The 16,275-nt window shown below is 70.1% G+C and carries 16 protein-coding genes and 1 pseudogene; 8 read left to right on the top strand and 9 right to left on the bottom strand.

Translation table 11 applies throughout. The annotated features are described in order from the left end of the window. Positions 1-27 precede the first annotated feature (27 nt). Both ABZU53_RS04165 and ABZU53_RS04160 read right to left on the bottom strand, forming a co-directional pair. Entirely contained in the window at positions 28-1,464 is a 1,437-nt protein-coding gene (locus tag ABZU53_RS04165) for a TldD/PmbA family protein (RefSeq protein ID WP_355063746.1), read from the bottom strand. A gap of 32 nt (positions 1,465-1,496) precedes the next feature. After that, the gene (locus ABZU53_RS04160) at positions 1,497-2,045 is read right to left on the bottom strand and encodes a Uma2 family endonuclease (protein ID WP_354857050.1); all 549 of its coding nucleotides are present in this window, start codon (positions 2,043-2,045) and stop codon (positions 1,497-1,499) included. A 279-nt stretch (positions 2,046-2,324) separates the two neighbouring features. Here ABZU53_RS04160 and ABZU53_RS04155 point away from each other — a divergent pair, with 279 nt between their 5' ends. The 5 genes from ABZU53_RS04155 to ABZU53_RS04135 all read left to right on the top strand — a co-directional run bounded on the left by ABZU53_RS04155 (position 2,325) and on the right by ABZU53_RS04135 (position 8,340). Then, positions 2,325-3,380 (top strand): ABC transporter ATP-binding protein, encoded by a 1,056-nt coding sequence (locus tag ABZU53_RS04155; protein ID WP_354857136.1) that lies wholly within the window; start codon positions 2,325-2,327, stop codon positions 3,378-3,380. Continuing rightward, positions 3,377-4,450, top strand: a complete 1,074-nt coding sequence (locus ABZU53_RS04150; protein WP_355063744.1) for a dipeptide ABC transporter ATP-binding protein — start codon at positions 3,377-3,379, stop codon at positions 4,448-4,450. Before ABZU53_RS04155 ends, ABZU53_RS04150 begins: the two co-directional genes overlap by 4 nt. After that, positions 4,447-5,454 (top strand): ABC transporter permease, encoded by a 1,008-nt coding sequence (locus ABZU53_RS04145; RefSeq protein ID WP_354857045.1) that lies wholly within the window; start codon positions 4,447-4,449, stop codon positions 5,452-5,454. Before ABZU53_RS04150 ends, ABZU53_RS04145 begins: the two co-directional genes overlap by 4 nt. A 10-nt stretch (positions 5,455-5,464) precedes the next feature. Then, positions 5,465-6,451: an ABC transporter permease gene (locus ABZU53_RS04140; protein WP_354857043.1), complete on the top strand. Its 987-nt coding sequence runs from the start codon at positions 5,465-5,467 to the stop codon at positions 6,449-6,451. 146 nt (positions 6,452-6,597) lie between these two features. Next, complete coding sequence (locus ABZU53_RS04135) at positions 6,598-8,340, top strand: ABC transporter substrate-binding protein (RefSeq protein ID WP_355063742.1); 1,743 nt, start codon at positions 6,598-6,600, stop codon at positions 8,338-8,340. Positions 8,341-8,494: 154 nt separating this feature from the next. Here the strand turns inward: ABZU53_RS04135 and ABZU53_RS04130 are convergent, their stop codons facing one another. Then, positions 8,495-8,962 carry a nuclear transport factor 2 family protein gene (locus ABZU53_RS04130; protein WP_354857040.1) on the bottom strand — a complete coding sequence of 156 codons (468 nt, stop codon included), beginning with the start codon at positions 8,960-8,962 and terminating at the stop codon, positions 8,495-8,497. A gap of 79 nt (positions 8,963-9,041) precedes the next feature. Beyond that, positions 9,042-9,794, bottom strand: coding sequence for an XRE family transcriptional regulator (locus ABZU53_RS04125; RefSeq protein ID WP_355063740.1), 753 nt, complete (start codon positions 9,792-9,794; stop codon positions 9,042-9,044). A gap of 143 nt (positions 9,795-9,937) precedes the next feature. Here ABZU53_RS04125 and ABZU53_RS04120 point away from each other — a divergent pair, with 143 nt between their 5' ends. From ABZU53_RS04120 to ABZU53_RS04110, 3 genes are read left to right on the top strand one after another with little or no spacing between them, the layout of a single operon-like run. Then, positions 9,938-10,102 (top strand): hypothetical protein, encoded by a 165-nt coding sequence (locus ABZU53_RS04120; RefSeq protein ID WP_354857039.1) that lies wholly within the window; start codon positions 9,938-9,940, stop codon positions 10,100-10,102. Beyond that, positions 10,092-10,484: a helix-turn-helix domain-containing protein gene (locus ABZU53_RS04115; protein ID WP_355063738.1), complete on the top strand. Its 393-nt coding sequence runs from the start codon at positions 10,092-10,094 to the stop codon at positions 10,482-10,484. Before ABZU53_RS04120 ends, ABZU53_RS04115 begins: the two co-directional genes overlap by 11 nt. After that, a complete protein-coding gene (locus tag ABZU53_RS04110) occupies positions 10,436-11,158 on the top strand; it encodes a hypothetical protein (RefSeq protein WP_355063736.1) in 723 nt (240 codons plus the stop codon). The genes ABZU53_RS04115 and ABZU53_RS04110 overlap by 49 nt, the downstream gene beginning before the upstream one ends. Positions 11,159-11,359: 201 nt before the next feature. Here the strand turns inward: ABZU53_RS04110 and ABZU53_RS04105 are convergent, their stop codons facing one another. From ABZU53_RS04105 to ABZU53_RS04085, 5 genes and pseudogenes are all read right to left on the bottom strand, one after another. Next, complete coding sequence (locus ABZU53_RS04105; RefSeq protein ID WP_355063734.1) at positions 11,360-12,010, bottom strand: response regulator transcription factor; 651 nt, start codon at positions 12,008-12,010, stop codon at positions 11,360-11,362. Continuing rightward, a complete protein-coding gene (locus ABZU53_RS04100; protein ID WP_355063798.1) occupies positions 12,001-12,228 on the bottom strand; it encodes an ATP-binding protein in 228 nt (75 codons plus the stop codon). Before ABZU53_RS04100 ends, ABZU53_RS04105 begins: the two co-directional genes overlap by 10 nt. A gap of 153 nt (positions 12,229-12,381) precedes the next feature. After that, a pseudogene (locus ABZU53_RS04095) lies at positions 12,382-12,957 on the bottom strand (sensor domain-containing protein); the annotation flags it as partial. A gap of 55 nt (positions 12,958-13,012) precedes the next feature. Continuing rightward, positions 13,013-13,933, bottom strand: coding sequence for an alpha/beta hydrolase (locus ABZU53_RS04090; protein WP_355063732.1), 921 nt, complete (start codon positions 13,931-13,933; stop codon positions 13,013-13,015). Between the two features lie 126 nt (positions 13,934-14,059). Continuing rightward, a complete protein-coding gene (locus tag ABZU53_RS04085; RefSeq protein ID WP_354857028.1) occupies positions 14,060-16,204 on the bottom strand; it encodes a prolyl oligopeptidase family serine peptidase in 2,145 nt (714 codons plus the stop codon). Between the last annotated feature and the right edge of the window lie 71 nt (positions 16,205-16,275).

Genomic DNA, 16,275 nt, shown 5'->3' with positions numbered 1-16,275 from the left:
GTCGCGACTGCGCGGCTCGCACGGCCTTCACGCCGACACCCCCACGCGGACGTTGCGGAAGCGGGCCGGCGCGGCCGGATGGCCGGTGTGCCCGATCTGGCCCGGCTGGCCCTTCCCGCAGTTGGGCGTCCCCCAGGGCACCGTCTCGCCGGAGAGCATGTCCATCGAGCGCCAGAAGAGCGGGCCGATCCCGGTGTACGTGGGATTGCGCAGCATCCGCCCCCGGCGACCCTTCTTGATCTCCCAGCCGACCTCGCAGCCGAACTGGAAGTTGAGCCGCTTGTCGTCGATCGACCAGGACCGGTTGAGGTCCATCAGCACGCCGTCGTCGGTGGCCGCGATGATCTCCTCCAGGGTGTGCGGGCCGGGTTCCAGGCCGACGTTGGTCATCCGCACCATCGGCAGCCGGGCCCATCCGTCGGCGCGGACGCTGCCGCCGTAGTCGAGGCCCGCCATGGCCGCCGAGTCCCGGCCGGCGAGCACTCCCACCCAGCGACCGTCGCGCACCGCGTCCCGCTTGACCGCCGGTGAGCCCTCGTCGTCGAAGCCGAAGCTGCCCAGCGCGCCGGGGATCGTCGGGTCGATCGTGATGTTCATCAGCTCGGAGCCGTAGAGCAGCGAGCCGAGCTGGGCCAGGTCCAGCCAGGACGTGCCGGCGAACGCGGCCTCCCAGCCGAGGATCCGGTCCAGTTCGATGGCGTGCCCGACCGACTCGTGGATCTGCAGGGCCATCTGCTCGCCACCGAGGATCAGATCCGTCTCGCCGGCCGGGCAGGGCGGCGCGGTGAGCAGCGCCCGGGACTCCTCGGCGATCTGCGCGGCGTGTGCGGCCAGGTCGAGCGACTCGACCAGTTCCCAGCCGGTGGTGCCGTACTGCCCGCGGTAGCTGGGCCAGGAGCGCCGCTGTGTCTCGCCGTCACCGATCGAGGTGGCCGAGATGCCGCCGCCGCACTCGCGGATCCGCTGGTCGATCCGGTGGCCCTCGCTGGAGACGAACCACTTCGCGGTGTCCCAGATCTGGTACAGCCCCTCGGCCAGGTCCGCGCCGTGCTCGGCCATCGTGCGGGTCGCGCCGACCAGCAGGTCGCCCTTGTCGGACAGCGGAACACCGAGCGGGTCGATCCGGCAGTCCGAGGCCCAGCTCGCCGCGACCGCCTCGACCGCGACCAGGTCGACCGGCGGGCCGGGCACCCGCGCGCTCGCCATCGCGGTCCGGGTCGCGCGCCGGCCAGCGTCGCGGGCGGCGGCGTCGGACAGATCGGGTACCGCGTGAAAGCCCCAACTCGCGCCGACCAGCGCCCGGACGCCCAGCCCGATGCTCTCGTCCTGGGTCAGCTCCTCCACGTCGCCGTTGCGCGCGGTCATCGACTCGTAGCGGCGGTGCATCACCCGCGCGTCTGCGTACCGCGCTCCCGCGTCGAGGGCGGCCTGGACGGCGGCGGTGGCCGCGTCGAACTCGGTCATGGACCGACCCTAGGCCAGCCGACCGACACCCGTCAGGGGACGAGATCCTCTGGCCGGATAGTGGCCCGCACTGGCTCGGTCAGTTCCAGAACCTCGCCGCGCTTCGTCGTTGCCCTCTCCACGTAGTGGCCACCCTGCCGCTGGTAAAGGCGCATGGCACCCGTCCCCTGCTCCACCAGCAGATACCACTCAATGCCCGCTGCGGCGTAGTAATGCATCTTGAGGACCTTGTCGGTGGAGGCGTTGCTCGGCGAGATGATCTCGCAGACCAGTCGCACATCAGCTGACTCGATGTTGGGCTCGTCGAGATCGACTGCGTTGGTGACGACGAGATCAGGAATCGGTATTCGACCTGGTCGGAGCCGGACGTTCACCGCCTCCAACAGCTCAAGGTCGGCTGCCTCCGCGGCTGCTTCCAGGATATTGCCGAGCTTGCGGGAGATTCGTTGATGCCGTGGGGTGGGTCCTGGGGTCACGTGGAGGCTCCAGTCGAAGAGTTCGACGCGATCCTGCGTCTCGCCGAGGGCGAGGAACTCCTCTTCGGTCCACGGACCTTCGTGATCGAACACCGCCGCGGTCATGGGTCACCTCCACCTCGTGCCACGGACATCCTCTGCTGGCTGCTCGCCCAATGATCGCACTTGACGTGCGATCAGAGCCATGAACGGGCGTGGATGGCGAGGTGACAGGGGATGCGGGGCCGATGCGGACTCGTTACGCTCGGGCCCGCTGACACGTGCCGACTTTGTAGCTTATTTTCACCCTCGGGACTTTGTTGTAAGTTCTCTTCGTCACTGAGGGAGGTGGCCGTGGACAGCTCGGAACCGTCGCCGTCCGGGGACCCGGACGACCGTCCCGCCGTGCCGGCACAGCGCTCCGACCAGGACGCCTACCTGCGGGTGAGTGACCTGCGGGTCCGGTTCGACACCTCCGACGGCGTGGTGCGCGCGGTTGACGGGGTGTCGTTCGCCGTCGAGCGGGGCCGCACTCTCGGCATCGTCGGCGAGTCCGGCTCCGGCAAGAGCGTCACGTCGCTGGCCATCCTCGGCCTGCACGACCCCAAGCGGGCCACCATCACCGGCGAGATCTCCGTCGGCGGCCGGCAGCTGGTCGGCCTGCCCGACGAGGAGGTACGCCGGCTGCGCGGCCGGGACATGGCGATGATCTTCCAGGATCCGCTGTCCGCGCTGCACCCGTACTACAGCGTCGGTCGGCAGATCGCCGAGGCGTACCGGGTGCACCACCCGAAGGCCAACCGGCGCGAGGCCCGCCAGCGCGCGGTGGACATGCTGGACCGGGTCGGCATCCCGCAGCCGGCCCGCCGCTTCGACCAGTACCCGCACGAGTTCTCCGGCGGGATGCGCCAACGGGCGATGATCGCGATGTCCCTGGTCAACGACCCCGCGCTGCTGATCGCCGACGAGCCGACCACCGCGCTGGACGTCACCGTGCAGGCGCAGATCCTGGACCTGCTCGCCGACCTCCAGGCCGAGTTCCACTCCGCGATCATCCTGATCACCCACGACCTCGGCGTCGTCGGCCAGGTCGCCGACGAGGTGCTGGTGATGTACGGCGGGCGGGCCGTCGAGCACGGCAGCGTCGAGCAGGTGCTCCGCTCGCCGCAGCATCCGTACACCTGGGGGTTGCTCTCCAGCGTGCCGTCGCTGCACGGCGACGCGGACGCGGACCTGGTGCCGATTCCCGGCAACCCGCCCAGCCTGATCAACCTGCCGACCGGCTGCGCCTTCCACCCACGCTGCCGCTACGACGACCGCGTCGGCGACCGGTCCCGCACCGAGGTGCCCGAGCTGCGCCCGGCCGGCGCCGACGGCCACCTGGTGGCCTGCCACCTGAGCGCCGAGGAACGCGCCGCGATCTACGCCGAGAACGTGGCATCCGTGGGAGTGGCCCGATGACCGACGAACCACTGCTGCGCGTGCGCGGACTGACCAAGCACTTCCCGGTCCGCCAGGGGTTGCGCGGCACCGGCCTGGTGCGGGCGGTCGACGGTCTCGACTTCGACGTACGCCCCGGCGAGACGCTCGGCCTGGTGGGAGAGTCCGGCTGCGGCAAGACGACCACCGGCCGGATGCTGGTGCGGCTGCTGGAGCCGACGGCCGGCACCATCGAGTTCGACGGGCGGGACATCACCCACGCCGGCCGCCGGGAGCTGCGCCCGCTGCGACAGGAACTTCAGATCATCTTCCAGGACCCGTACGCGTCGCTGAACCCCCGGCACACGGTGGGTCGGATCGTGGCGATGCCGTTGCAGGTCAACGGGATCAAGCCGCCGGGCGGGATCAAGGCGCGGGTGCAGGAGCTGCTGGAGCTGGTCGGGCTGAACCCGGAGCACTACAACCGGTATCCGCACGAGTTCTCCGGCGGCCAGCGCCAGCGCATCGGTATCGCCCGCGCGCTGGCCCTGCGGCCCAAGCTGATCGTCGCCGACGAGCCGGTGTCCGCGCTGGACGTCTCGATCCAGGCGCAGGTGGTCAATTTGCTGCGCGACCTGCAACGGGAGCTGGGCCTGGCGTTCGTGTTCATCGCGCACGACCTGGCCGTGGTCCGGCACTTCTGCCAGCGGGTAGCCGTCATGTACCTGGGGCGGATCGTGGAGATCGGCGACCGGACGGACATCTACGAGCGCCCGCAGCATCCGTACACCCGGGCTCTGCTCTCGGCCATCCCGGACGTCACGCAGCTCGGCCCGGCGGGCCGGATCCGGCTGACCGGCGACGTGCCCACCCCGCTCGACCCGCCGTCGGGCTGCCGGTTCCGCACCCGGTGCTGGAAGGCGCAGGACATCTGCGCCACCGAGGAGCCGGCGCTGGTGCCCCGCGACGGCGGTCGGCAGGCCACCGCGTGTCACTTCCCCGAAGGGGAATCAGCCGGCACCAGCCCCGAAGGGGACGCAGCCAGGTCGAGCCCCGAGAGTGGGGCGGCCGTCGGGGCGACTGACGCGATCATCGAGGAGGTGTCGTCGTGAGCCTGTCTCCGGTGGAGGGTGTGGCGCTCGCCGAGATCGAGTCCAGCGCGGACGCGGGCGGGCCCGAGACCAAGGGCGTCGTCGGGCGTTCGCCCGGGCAGCTCGCCTGGCTGCGGCTGCGTCGTGACCGGACGGCCGTGGTCAGCGGCGTACTCCTGGTGTTCTTCCTGCTCTTGGGGCTCTCCGCCCCGCTGATCGAGATGGTCTACGGGATCGGGCCGCGCGAGCAGTTCCAGAACCTGCTGGACGGCTTCGGCATGCCGCTGGGTTACGTCGGCGGTGTCACCGGGGACCACTGGTTCGGGCTGGAGCCAGGATTGGGCCGGGACATCTTCATCCGGTTGATCTACGGGCTGCGGACGTCGTTGTTCATCGCGTTCGCCGCCGCGCTGATCACCGCCACCATCGGCATCGTGCTCGGCGCGCTGGCGGGTTACCTCGGCGGCTGGCTTGACGCGGTGATCAACTGGATCACCGACCTGACGCTCGCGATGCCGTTCCTGATCATCGCGCTGGCGCTCACCCCCACCATCACGCTGCGCTTCTACGGCGAGCGGGGGCAGGTGTCGTCCGCCTTCGGGGTGGGCGTGCTGATCGCCGTGTTCGCCATCTTCGGTTGGACCAGCACGGCCCGCCTGGTGCGCGGGCAGGTGATCGCGCTGCGCGAACGAGAGTTCGTGGAGGCCGCCAAGGCCAGCGGCGCCGGGCTGGGGCACATCATCTTCCGGCAACTGCTGCCGAACATCTGGGCGCCGATCCTGGTGTCGTTCTCCCTCGCCGTGCCGCAGTTCATCACCAGCGAGGCCGCGCTGTCGTTCATCGGCGTCGGCCTCAGCGACGAGACGCCGAGCTTCGGCCGGATGATCTACCGCAGTCTGGACTTCCTCCAGACCGACCCGGCGTACGTGTTCTTCCCGGGCATCACGATCTTCGCGCTGGTGTTCGCCTTCAACCTCTTCGGCGACGCGTTGCGGGACGCGCTCGACCCGAAGTCGTCCCGGTAGGGGTGGACTCATGTCACGGTTTCTGATCAAGCGGCTGTTCTCCGCGACGCTGACCCTGTTCGCGGTGAGCGTGCTGACCTTCCTGATGTTCTTCGCCCTGCCGCGCGACCCGGTGACCGGCATGTGCCCGAAGAACTGCAACCCGGAGCGGCTGGAGCGGGTCCGTGACGACCTGGGCCTCAACGACCCGCTGATCAGCCAGTACGCCGGTTACATGAAGGGCATCGTCACCGGTCGTGATCTGGGCAGCGCCCAGGGCGGCCGGTGTGACGCGCCCTGCCTGGGCTGGTCGTACGTCTCCAACGAGGCGGTCTCGGACACCATCGCCCGGGTGCTGCCGGTGACGCTGAGCATCGTGATCCCCGCGGCGATCCTCTGGCTGCTGCTCGGGGTGGGGCTGGGCATGATCTCGGCGCTGCGCCGGGGCACCTGGCTGGACCGCCTGGCCATCGGCTTCTCCCTGACCGGCGCGTCGTTGCAGCTCTACTTCGTGGGCGCGGTGCTGCTGCTGGTGTTCGTCTACAACCTGCGGCTGCTGCCGGTGCCCAGCTACACGTCCCTGTTCGACAATCCGGCCAAGTGGGCCAGTGGGCTGGTGCTCGCCTGGGTCGCGCTGGCCTTCCTCTTCTCGGCCATCTACGCCCGGCTGTCGCGGGCGCAGATGCTGGAGACGCTGTCGGAGGACTTCGTCCGGACCGCGCGGGCCAAGGGCCTGGCCAAACCGACGGTGTACGGGCGGCACGCGCTGCGCGCGGCGATCACCCCGGTGGTGACCATCGCCGGTCTGGACGTGGGCGGGGCGCTGGGCGGCACGGTGATCACCGAGACGACGTTCGGCATCCAGGGGCTGGGGCGTACGGCCGTGGACGCGGTGCGCTCGGGTGACCTGCCCACCATCATGGCCACCGTGCTGATCGCGGCCGTCTTCGTGGTGCTGGCGAACGTCCTGGTGGACCTGCTCTACGCGGCCATCGACCCCCGGGTCCGGCTGCGCTGACCCGATGGGTGGCCACTGCGCGGCTGGTGGCGAAATTTATCGACAACTGTTACACAACTCGTAGGTTTTCTTCCTTACGATCCTCGGGACGTCGGCGGTTCTCGCCCCGGCGAAACCGCACGGCACATGGGTGAAGGGGGTACTTCATGAGACCACGCGTGGTGGCTGCCGCAGGCGGCGCGATCGCTCTGGTGGTGGCATTGGGTGCGTGCTCGAAGAACACGGGCGAGGGCACCACGGTGGACACCGAACGGCAGCAGTCCGGGGTCATCGCGACCGACCCGAAGGACTCGCAGGGCCCGGCGGCCGAGGTGAGCGGCGCCGCGAAGGGCGGCACGTTCACCATCATCCGGGAGTCGCCGATCTCCCACCTGGACCCGCAGCGGACGTACTCGTTCGCCGGCCTGATGACCAACCCGCTCTTCGCGCGCTACCTGACCACCTGGAAGGACGACGGCAAGGGCGGCCTCGTCCTCGTCGGTGACCTGGCCGAGACGCCGGGCAAGAACGTCAACAACGACTGCAAGGTCTGGGAATTCACCATCAAGGACGGGGTGAAGTTCGAGGACGGCCGGCCGATCACCTCCAAGGAGATCGCGTACGGCATCGCCCGCTCCTTCGACCCGGACCTCTCCGGCGGCCCCACCTACATCCAGGAGTGGCTGGCCGACACCCCGCAGTTCGACACCAAGTGGAACTTCAAGAAGAACAAGACGTCGCTGCCGCCCGGCCTCACCACGCCGGACGCCAAGACGCTGCGCTTCGAGTTCGCCAAGCCCCGCTGTGACCTGCCGTTCGCGGTTTCGCTGCCGACCACCGCGCCGCTGCCCGCGGACAAGGACACCGGGGTCGACCTGGACAAGCAGCCGTTCTCGTCCGGCCCGTACAAGGTCGCCAAGAACCAGGTCGGCGTGCAGATCACCCTGGACCGCAACCCCAACTGGGACCCGAAGACCGACCCGGTCCGCCACCAGTACCCGGACCGGTTCGTGTGGACCTTCGGCCCGACCGCAGATGCCGCCAACAACCGGGTGATCGCCGACAACGGCGCCGACCAGAGCGCGCTCGCCTTCAACACCGTGCCCGCCTCGCTGGTCGCCAAGGTGGCCGGGGACGCCGCGCTCAAGTCGCGCACCATCCTCTCGCCCACGCCGAGCGCCAACCAGCTCGTCATCAACAACCAGCGGGTCACCGACCTGAAGGTCCGTCAGGCGCTCAACTACGCCATCGACCGCGAGGGCCTCATCAAGGCGATGGGCGGGCAGACCGTCGCCGCGCCGATGACCACGCTGATGCCGTCGGCCACCATCGGCTACAAGGCGTACGACGCGTACCCGGCGGGCGCCAACGGCAACGTCGACAAGGCCAAGGAACTGCTCGGCGGCAAGACGCCGGAGCTGGTCCTCGGCGTCGCCGACAACTCGACCGAGCAGCAGCAGGGCGCCCAGCTCAAGGCCAACCTGGAGCGCGCCGGCTTCAAAATCACGCTGCGGAACATCTCGGACGACGCCAAGCTCGACGAGGTCAAGAAGAAGGACAACCCCTGGGACCTGTACATCGGTAACTGGGCGGCGGACTGGCCGAGCGGGGCGTCGATCCTGCCGGTGCTCTACGACGGCCGCACCATCAAGGCCGAGGGCAACAGCAACCAGTCCTACTTCAACGACCCGGCGATCAACGCCGAGATGGACCGCATCCAGGCGATGCCCGCCGCCGACCAGGGCCCGGAGTGGGCCAAGCTCGACGAGCGGATCATGAAGGAGCACGCGCCCGTGGTGCCGCTCTTCGTCGACGTGGCCTACAACGTGCACGGGTCCAAGGCCGGCGGGGTCTTCATCTCCAGCGTCTTCGGCTACCCGGCGTTCGTGAACGCGTACGTCAAGCCGTAGGTCGTATCGCAGGCAGGCAGGGTCCCCTCCCGACAGCGTCGTCGGGTGGGGGCCCTCGCCGTTTCCGCCGGTCGGCTCACTGATCCGATCCGGCAGCGCCCGATCGCGATTGGTAGGTGCGGGGCAGATCAGTGCGCGTGATGTCGTATGAGCATCAGGGCCGGGTGGCGCCGTCAACGGTGGTGCTTCCCTGCGGGCGAAGTGCGACTAGCAGGCTGTCGAGTTGACCCCAGGCCCGCGCGCTGGCGATGTGGTCGATGTAGTCCCGCGACTCGATGATGAGCCCGTCGCGGATGCGCATGACAAACACGCATGGCACGGTGAACGCCTCGCCTGTCTCCTCGACTCGCCCCTGATAGGCGAACTCGGCGACGATCACCTCCGGGTCGGCGGTGTCATGAATCGTGATGTCGACCGGATTGCGGTTCAGCGTCCGGCCGGCCGGTGGCGGCGCGGTGAAGTGCTCGTGCAGTTCGCCGCGGCTGCGTAGCGGCGGCGGGTCGAGTGGGTGGAACGGGTGCGTGACGTGGGTCTGCTCGGCATACAAGTCGGCCAAGTCCTCGTACGGACCGTCGCAGACGCCGTTCACCAGTCGTAGGAAAGTTTCGCGGGGGTTGCTCATGCGGGGCTTCCTTTGAATCGGCGGTCTCACTGTCGGCACACCGAGGGCCGTACCGGACGGCCGATTCCCATCGGCGGGCCTACTCGGGCGACGTGTTGTACTGGTCGAGCGTTGCCTTCGACGTGGAAGCATCCCGGAAGGTCAGCTCCCATGGCCCGGTGTTGACGTCCATGTCCTTGCCGAACCCGACCCATTTGCCGGCCATCCGTCGGCCGGTGGGCTCCACCAGGAGCTGGATTGCGCCGTGGTACCGGGCTCCCCGGTAGTAGCCGGCGGGATCGGTCTGCTCCACCCAGGTGCCGGTGACCACCGCACCGTCGATGGTGAGATCCATTGACAGCGACGATGCTGCTGAGCCGGGCAGGCTGCGCACGGTCAGTCGGTCGCCGTGCTGGAGCACGACCACGAAGTGCTGCCCGGCGAATGATTCTCCCCGGCCGCTGGAATGGAACTGGTAGCGGCTGAGCCAGACACCCTCGTACGACGGGTGGACTGCGAGTGGCTTGGGCGTTGGCGTGGCCAGTTTGGACATGGGCGAGGTCAGATCGTGGCCACCGTGTTGGTCATCGACTGCATGGCCGTCGGGTATCGCAGCGAAGCCGAGCAGCGAGACCGGCAGACCGGTGACGACCTCCAGGGCGCGGGCATAGACGGGCCGTGGTGCGGCGATCGCGCCGGACTCCCAGCGCTGGACGAGTCTCTTGTTGGCGTCGTTCGGCTCGCCGACGCGGCGGCCGGCGGCCTGAAGCGCGCGGGCGAAGTCGTCCTGGCTCATGCGCATCCCGGTGCGGACCGCGCGTAGGGCGGTGTTCGGGGCATTCATGTTCGCCACAATACCGCTGTGTCGTCTGAATGTCGCCGTCAATGTGACCGGTATGCCGCATCCTGTGCCGTCGCGTCCGACGACAGTTAGGCGTCACTGTGGATGGCACGCGACGGCAGGGCCTGCCGGTGCGCCCAGCAGCGGAGGTGATGATGCCCAGTTCTGACGACGAGCCGGTCAGCCGGGGCGAGCAGATCGACGCCGCCGAGCGGGAAGACGCCAAACGCCGGTTGCTCGCGCGGGCCGAGGCTGAGCGGATACCGGTGCAGGAGACGACTCGGGCGGTGCCGGATCGGCGGTGGCGCGGTGAGCCGTGACCCGGTGCCGATCGGCCGACGCGTCGCCTACCTGCGGGTGCGGCGCAGGTTGTCGCAGCAGTCGTTCGCGGATCGATTGGGAAAGTCGAAGAGCTGGGTGGACAAGGTCGAGCGCGGGGTCCGCTCCCTGGAGCGACTGTCGACCATCCGGGAGATCGCGGGAGTGCTGAGGGTCGATCCCGCAGCGCTGCTTGGTCGTGATGTTCAGCCTGCCGAGATTGCCGAGCGCAGCGAAGGCGTCGCGCGGATTCGGGCCGCGCTGTCCGCGTACCCAATGGCTTTTGGTCGTCAGGCGGACCGCGCGGTGATGCCGCCCGATCGGTTGGCTCGGAGGTGCGGCACGCGTGGACGACCTACCAGCACGCCCGGTACCCACGTCTGATCGAGCTGCTGCCCACGGTGGTGACCGAGGTTCACCGCGCCCACGGTCAGCACCCGGACGCCGGGCGGGCAGCGGTGGTGGAGGTGTACCGGGTGGCGGCGGCGTTGCTGGTCAAGCTGGGGGAGGGGAGCCTCGCCTGGTTGGCCGTTGACCGGGCGATGTCCGCCGCCGCCGGTGATCGGGTGTTGCTGGCCTGCGCGGCGGTGCAGCTCGGCCAGGTGTTGCGGGGGTCGGCGCGGGTAGGGCCGGTGATGCTGGCCGCCGCTTCCCAGATCGCCGCTGGCACGCCGGAAGAACTGTCGCTGCGTGGATCGCTGCTCGTGCAGGCCGCCCTGATCGCGGCCAGGGCGGGTGACGACCGGATGGCCGGACGCCTGCTGGACGAGGCTGCCGAGCTGGGCGACCAGGTGGGCGACGGGCACGACCATTACCGGACGGCGTTCGGGCCGGCGGCCGTCGAGGTGGCGCGGGTCGCCGCCGCCGTGAAGTTGGGCGACGGGCCGGAGGCGGTCGCCCGGCACGAGAAGACGATCGGTAGGAACGGGTGGCGGTGGCTGCCGGTCGAGCACCGCGCCGCGCACCTGATCGACGCGGCGCGCGCCTACCTCCAGACGGACGACCCGGCCGCCCCAGCCACGATTACCCAGCTCGCCATCAACCTCGGAGTGCTGTGAGCATGACGGCCAATACCGTCCCGGCTGTGGCGGCCAGAGCAGCGGCATGGCACACGTGTCAGCCGTCGGCGGTGACCGTCGGTCACCTCCGTCGGGTCGGGTGCCCTATTGAGCGGTATACCTCAGAGTCATATTCATACCTCTGAGGTATACCGCTCAACAGCACATCGGCAGGCCGGGCCAGCCAGAGTGCGGGAAGCCTCAGCGCCCCGCGTTCAGATAGCGCAGCACGGCGAGCACTCGCCGGTGGTCGGTCCGCGCCTGGGGTAGGTCCAGCTTGGTGAAGATGGCTGTCACATGCTTCTCCACGCTGCGCGGGGCGAGATGGAGCGACTCGCAGATGGCAGCGTTGGAACGGCCCTCGGCCAACATCCCCAGGACCTCTCGTTCCCGCTCGCTGAGGCGGGCGACGCCCGCGTCCACCGCCGGCGCCGCCAGCAACTGCCGCACCACCTCCGGGTCCAGTGCTGTCCCGCCCGCGGCCACCCTGCGCAGCGCGTCGACGAAGTCGTCGGTGCTGACGATGCGGTCCTTCAACAGGTACCCGACCCGCTCGGGGTGCTCGGCGATCAGTTGCCGCGCGTACCGGGTCTCCACCCACTGTGAGAAGACCAGCACGCCGATGTCCGGGTGGGCCGTACGGATCGCCAATGCCGCCCGCAAGCCTTCGTCGGTGAAGGTCGGTGGCATCCGCACGTCGACCACCGCCGTGTCCGGCCGGTGCTCCCTGACCGCCGCCCGCAGGTCGTCGCCGTTGTCCACCGTCGACACGACGGTGATTCCGTGATCGGTCAGCAGCAACCTGATCCCGTCGCGCAGTAACGGGTTGTCCTCGGCGATCACTACTCGCATGGCAACTCCACGGTGATGGTCGTCGGCCCACCCGACGGACTGTCTACCCACAGCGCGCCGTCGAGCGACTCGGCCCGCCGGATCAGCCCGGCCAGACCCGTACCCTCGCCCCCGGGCCTCGCCCCACCGCCCCCGTCGTCGGTGACAGTCACGCGCAGCATGCCACCCAGCGTGCGAAGGTCCAGCCGGATCCGGCTGGCCGCAGCGTGCTTCGCCACGTTGGTGAGCAGTTCGGCGGCGCTGAAGTAGAGCGCCGACTCCGTCTCGGGCGGTGGCCGCTGGGGCAGGTCCACGTGCACGACGACGGGCACCGCGCTGCGCGCGGCCAGGGTCTCGATCGCGGTGCTGAGGCCAGCGTCCAGCGCGGGTGGGTGAATGCCCCGCACGATGTCCCGCAGCTCGGAAAGCGCCTCCACCACCGCGCCCTGGGCTTGCGCCACCATCGTCCGCAGCTCCGGCTCGCCGGCTCGCCGCTCGATGCGCGACAGCGCCACGCCCAGCGCGACCAGCCGGGCCTGCGTACCGTCGTGCAGGTCCCGCTCCACCCGCCGCAGCAGCGCTGCGGCGTCCGCCCGCAGCGCGGCCCGGCTGGCCTCCAGCGCCGCTATCCGGGCTCGCTCCGGGCCCGGCTCCAGCAGCGCCCCCACCAACCGCCGGTCCAGCCACACGATGAGCCGGAAGTACCACGGAAACACCAGCAGCGCGGCCAACCCCTGCGCGGCCAGACCCCAGGGACCGCCCCAGGGCGGATCTTGCGGAAACCGGTGCATCCACACGGGATAGGTGATGCCCAGCAGCCCGCCGGCGATGAGGACTCCGCCGAGGTAGGCGGCCGCGGCCATCAGGGGCAGCCGGGCGAAGCAGTAGGCGAGGGCCTTCCAAGCGCTGGCGTCCGTCAGCACCGCGCCGGCCCAGCGCACCGGACCCGGCCCGCGGCGGCGTAGGCCCCAGCCCCAAGGGCCTGCGGCGCACGCCGGTCGATGACGACGCCGCCGCTCCCGTTCAGGAACGACCGATGGATCGGTCGAGAAAGTCGCGGATCATCGGCGCAGCGACGTCGAGCTTGTCTTCCAGCAGGAAGTGGCCGGTGTCGAGCAGGTGGAACTCGGCCGACGGCAGGTCGCGCCGATAGGGGTGGGCACCCTCGGGTGGGAAGATCGAGTCGTTCTGGCCCCAGATGATCAGCGTCGGTGGCTGATGGTCGCGGAAGAAGGCTTGGAATTCCGGATACAGCGTGACGTTGCTGCCGTAGTCGTAGAACAGATCCAGTTGGATGTCCGCGTTGCCGGGGCGGGCGAGCTGGGTGGCGTCGTGGGTCCACCGGTCGGGGTCGAGTCGGCTGAGGTCGTGCACCCCCTGCGTGTACTGCAACTTGACCGTGTCGGGGTCGAGGATGAAGGCGATGGCCTGGCGGCGCTCGTCGGTCTTCTCCGCCCAGTAGGCCTTGATCGGATCCCAGAAATCGCTCAGGCCCTCCTCGTACGCGTTGCCGTTCTGCACGATGAGCGCGCCGACCCGCTCGGGCCCCTTGAGGGCCAGCCGGAACCCGGTCGGCGCCCCGTAGTCGAAGCAGTAGAGCGCGTAGCGATCCACGCCGAGCTGGCCGAGGAGGCCGTCCATCAGATCGGCGAAGTTGGCGAAGGTGTAGTCGAACGTCGACCGGTCCGGGCTGGCGCTGTGGCCAAAACCCGGGAAGTCCGGCGCGATCACCCGGTACCGGTCCGCGAGCAGCGGGATCAGGTGGCGGAACTGCGAGGACGCCGTGGGGAATCCGTGCAGCAGCAGGACCGCGGGGCCGTCGGCCGGTCCGGCCTCGCGATAGAAGATGTCGATCCCGTTCACCGTCGCCGTACGAAAGTGCGTGACCGGCAACTCGCCTTCCTGAACGGCGGCGGTCGACGGTTTCTGCGCAATCCCCACCATGGTGGAGTCCTTTCGGCATAAGGGAAAGCGGTGCCGCCCCGGGGAATCGCCCGGTCGGCTCATGCTTCGGCCAGCATGGCATGCGGCAGGGGACCCCACCTGCCGAAATCACTTACCGAATGCCGCTCAGCGCAGGTGGGTGCGGAGGAAGTCGAGTTCCAACGGAAGCAGCCGCTCGGCGGTGCCGTTCGCGGCCATGTGGGTGGCGCCGGTCAGCGGCAGCACGGCGTGCGGGCGGCCGGTGCTCAGCAGGGCCGCGGAGAGCCGGAGCGTGTGCGCGGCCACCACGTTGTCGTCGGCCAGACCGTGCACCAGCAGCAACGGGCGGGCCTGGTCCGGGCCGGTGACCGGCTCCGCCGCCAACTCGATGAGCGAGTGGTGCGCGTACACGTCCATGCCGTCCTCCGGCAGGCCGAGATAACGCTCGGTGTACGCGGTGTCGTACAGCGCCCAGTCGGTCACCGGGGCGCCCGCGATGCCGCACTTGAACAGCTCCGGGTGGCGCAACACCGCCAACCCGGCCAGCCACCCGCCGAATGACCAACCGCGCACCCCCACCCGACCCAGGTCCAGGTCCGGGTGCTTGCCGGCGAGCGCGGTCAGCGCGTCGATCTGGTCGGCCAGGATCACGTCGGCGACCCGCCGGTGGATCGCCTTCTCGAACGATGGCGCCACGCCCGGCGTACCCCGGTTGTCGATGGTGACCACCGCGAACCCGGCGTCGGCCCACCACTGCCGCTCCAGCCACGCGGCCCGGGCCGCCACCACCTCCTGGTGTCCCGGACCGCCGTAGATGTCCAGCAGCACCGGCAGCCGCCGGCCCGTCACATGGTTGTCGGGGTAGAGCACCGCCGCCGGCAGCCGCCGGTCGGTCACCCGCTCCAGCAGGGGCAGCGGAGAGTACGGCGGGTTGGCGGCCAGTGACCGCAGCTCGGCCAGCTCCTGCCCGCCGCGCGACACCGTCCACCGCACCCCGGCGTGGTCCAGCGAGGCGCTTCCCACCACCAGGACGTCCCCGCCGACGGCCGCCGTGTGCCAGCCCGAGTCGGTGGTGAGCCGCCGGGCGTCCACCCCGCCCCCGATGGTCGTACGGACCCGGAACAGGTGCCGTTCGCTCGGCTCCCCGTCACTCGCCTCGACCAGCAGGTCGGCGGGACCGCTGACGGCCGGCAGTCGACCCACCACCCGTCGCACGTACAGCGACGGGGGAGTGAGCAGGGTGCCGTCGGCGAACAGGCAGCGGGCGTCGTACCCGTCGTGGGCCAGCTCGCCGCCGACCAGCACCCGGCCGTCCGGCAGGTGTGCCGGCGTGCCGGCGATCGGCTCCACCCAGCGCGGATCGGCCAGCTCGGCGTGCACTTGCGTCTCACCGGTGCGCGGGTCCACCGCGAGCACCAGCCCGTGCTGCTGCGAGCGGCGCAGCACGGTGATCAGCGGGCTGGCCTCGCCCCAGCTCACCCCGGTCAGGTACGGGTAGGTCTCCCGGTCCCAGTGCACGTCGACCCAGCCGTCGTCCAGGTCCAGCAGGTGCAGGCTGACCTCGGCGTTCGGGCCGCCGGCCCGGGGGTACGCGACGGCCGTCGGCGGGCTGGCCGGCTCGGCCGGGTCGTGCAGGTGCCAGCGGTCCAGCCGGGACTCGTCCACCCGGGCGGCGAGCACCATCCGCCCGTCCGGGGCCCACCAGTAGCCCCGGTACCGGCCGAACTCCTCGGCCGCGATGTGCTCGGCCAGACCCCAGCTCACCCCGGCGTCCTCGCCAGCCAGCAGGGTGTCCGTGCCATCCGCCTCGATGACGCGCAGCTCACCCCGGCGCACTCCACCGGCGGCGTCGGTCACGTACGCCAGGCGTTCCCCGGTCGGATCCGGTCGAGGATCCAGCACCGGACCGACGGCGGCCACCTCCACCACGTCACCGTGCACCAGATCGGCCCGGAACAGCCGACCGGCCAGCGCGAACACCGCCACCCGGCCGGCGGCGTCCAGCGCGTACGAGCCGATGCCGGCGGCAGTGAGGCGCAGCCGTTCACGCAGCGCCCGCTCGCCCGGGGAGAGCGCCCGCACGTCACCCTCGGTGCCCAGCAGGGTCGCCGGATCGGCCACCAGGCGTTCCTCGCCGGTCGCCACGTCCAGCAGCCAGAGCGCGTCCGCCGGATCTTCCGGGCCCGCTGAGCGCAGGAAGATCACCCGGGAGCCGTCTTCGGCCACGGAGACAGCGCGCGGCGCGCCGTGGCTGAACCGGCGGGTACGGGCGGCCAGCTCCGGAAAGTCCACAGGCCAAATCGTAGAGCCGCGCCGGGCGTGATGTGGCCGACCTGGGCGGACGCGTCGACGACCCCCGAGGG

This window comes from Micromonospora sp. NPDC005194 (assembly GCF_040608335.1).
Lineage (GTDB): Bacteria > Actinomycetota > Actinomycetes > Mycobacteriales > Micromonosporaceae > Micromonospora.
This window is presented reverse-complemented; position numbering and strand designations above follow the sequence as displayed.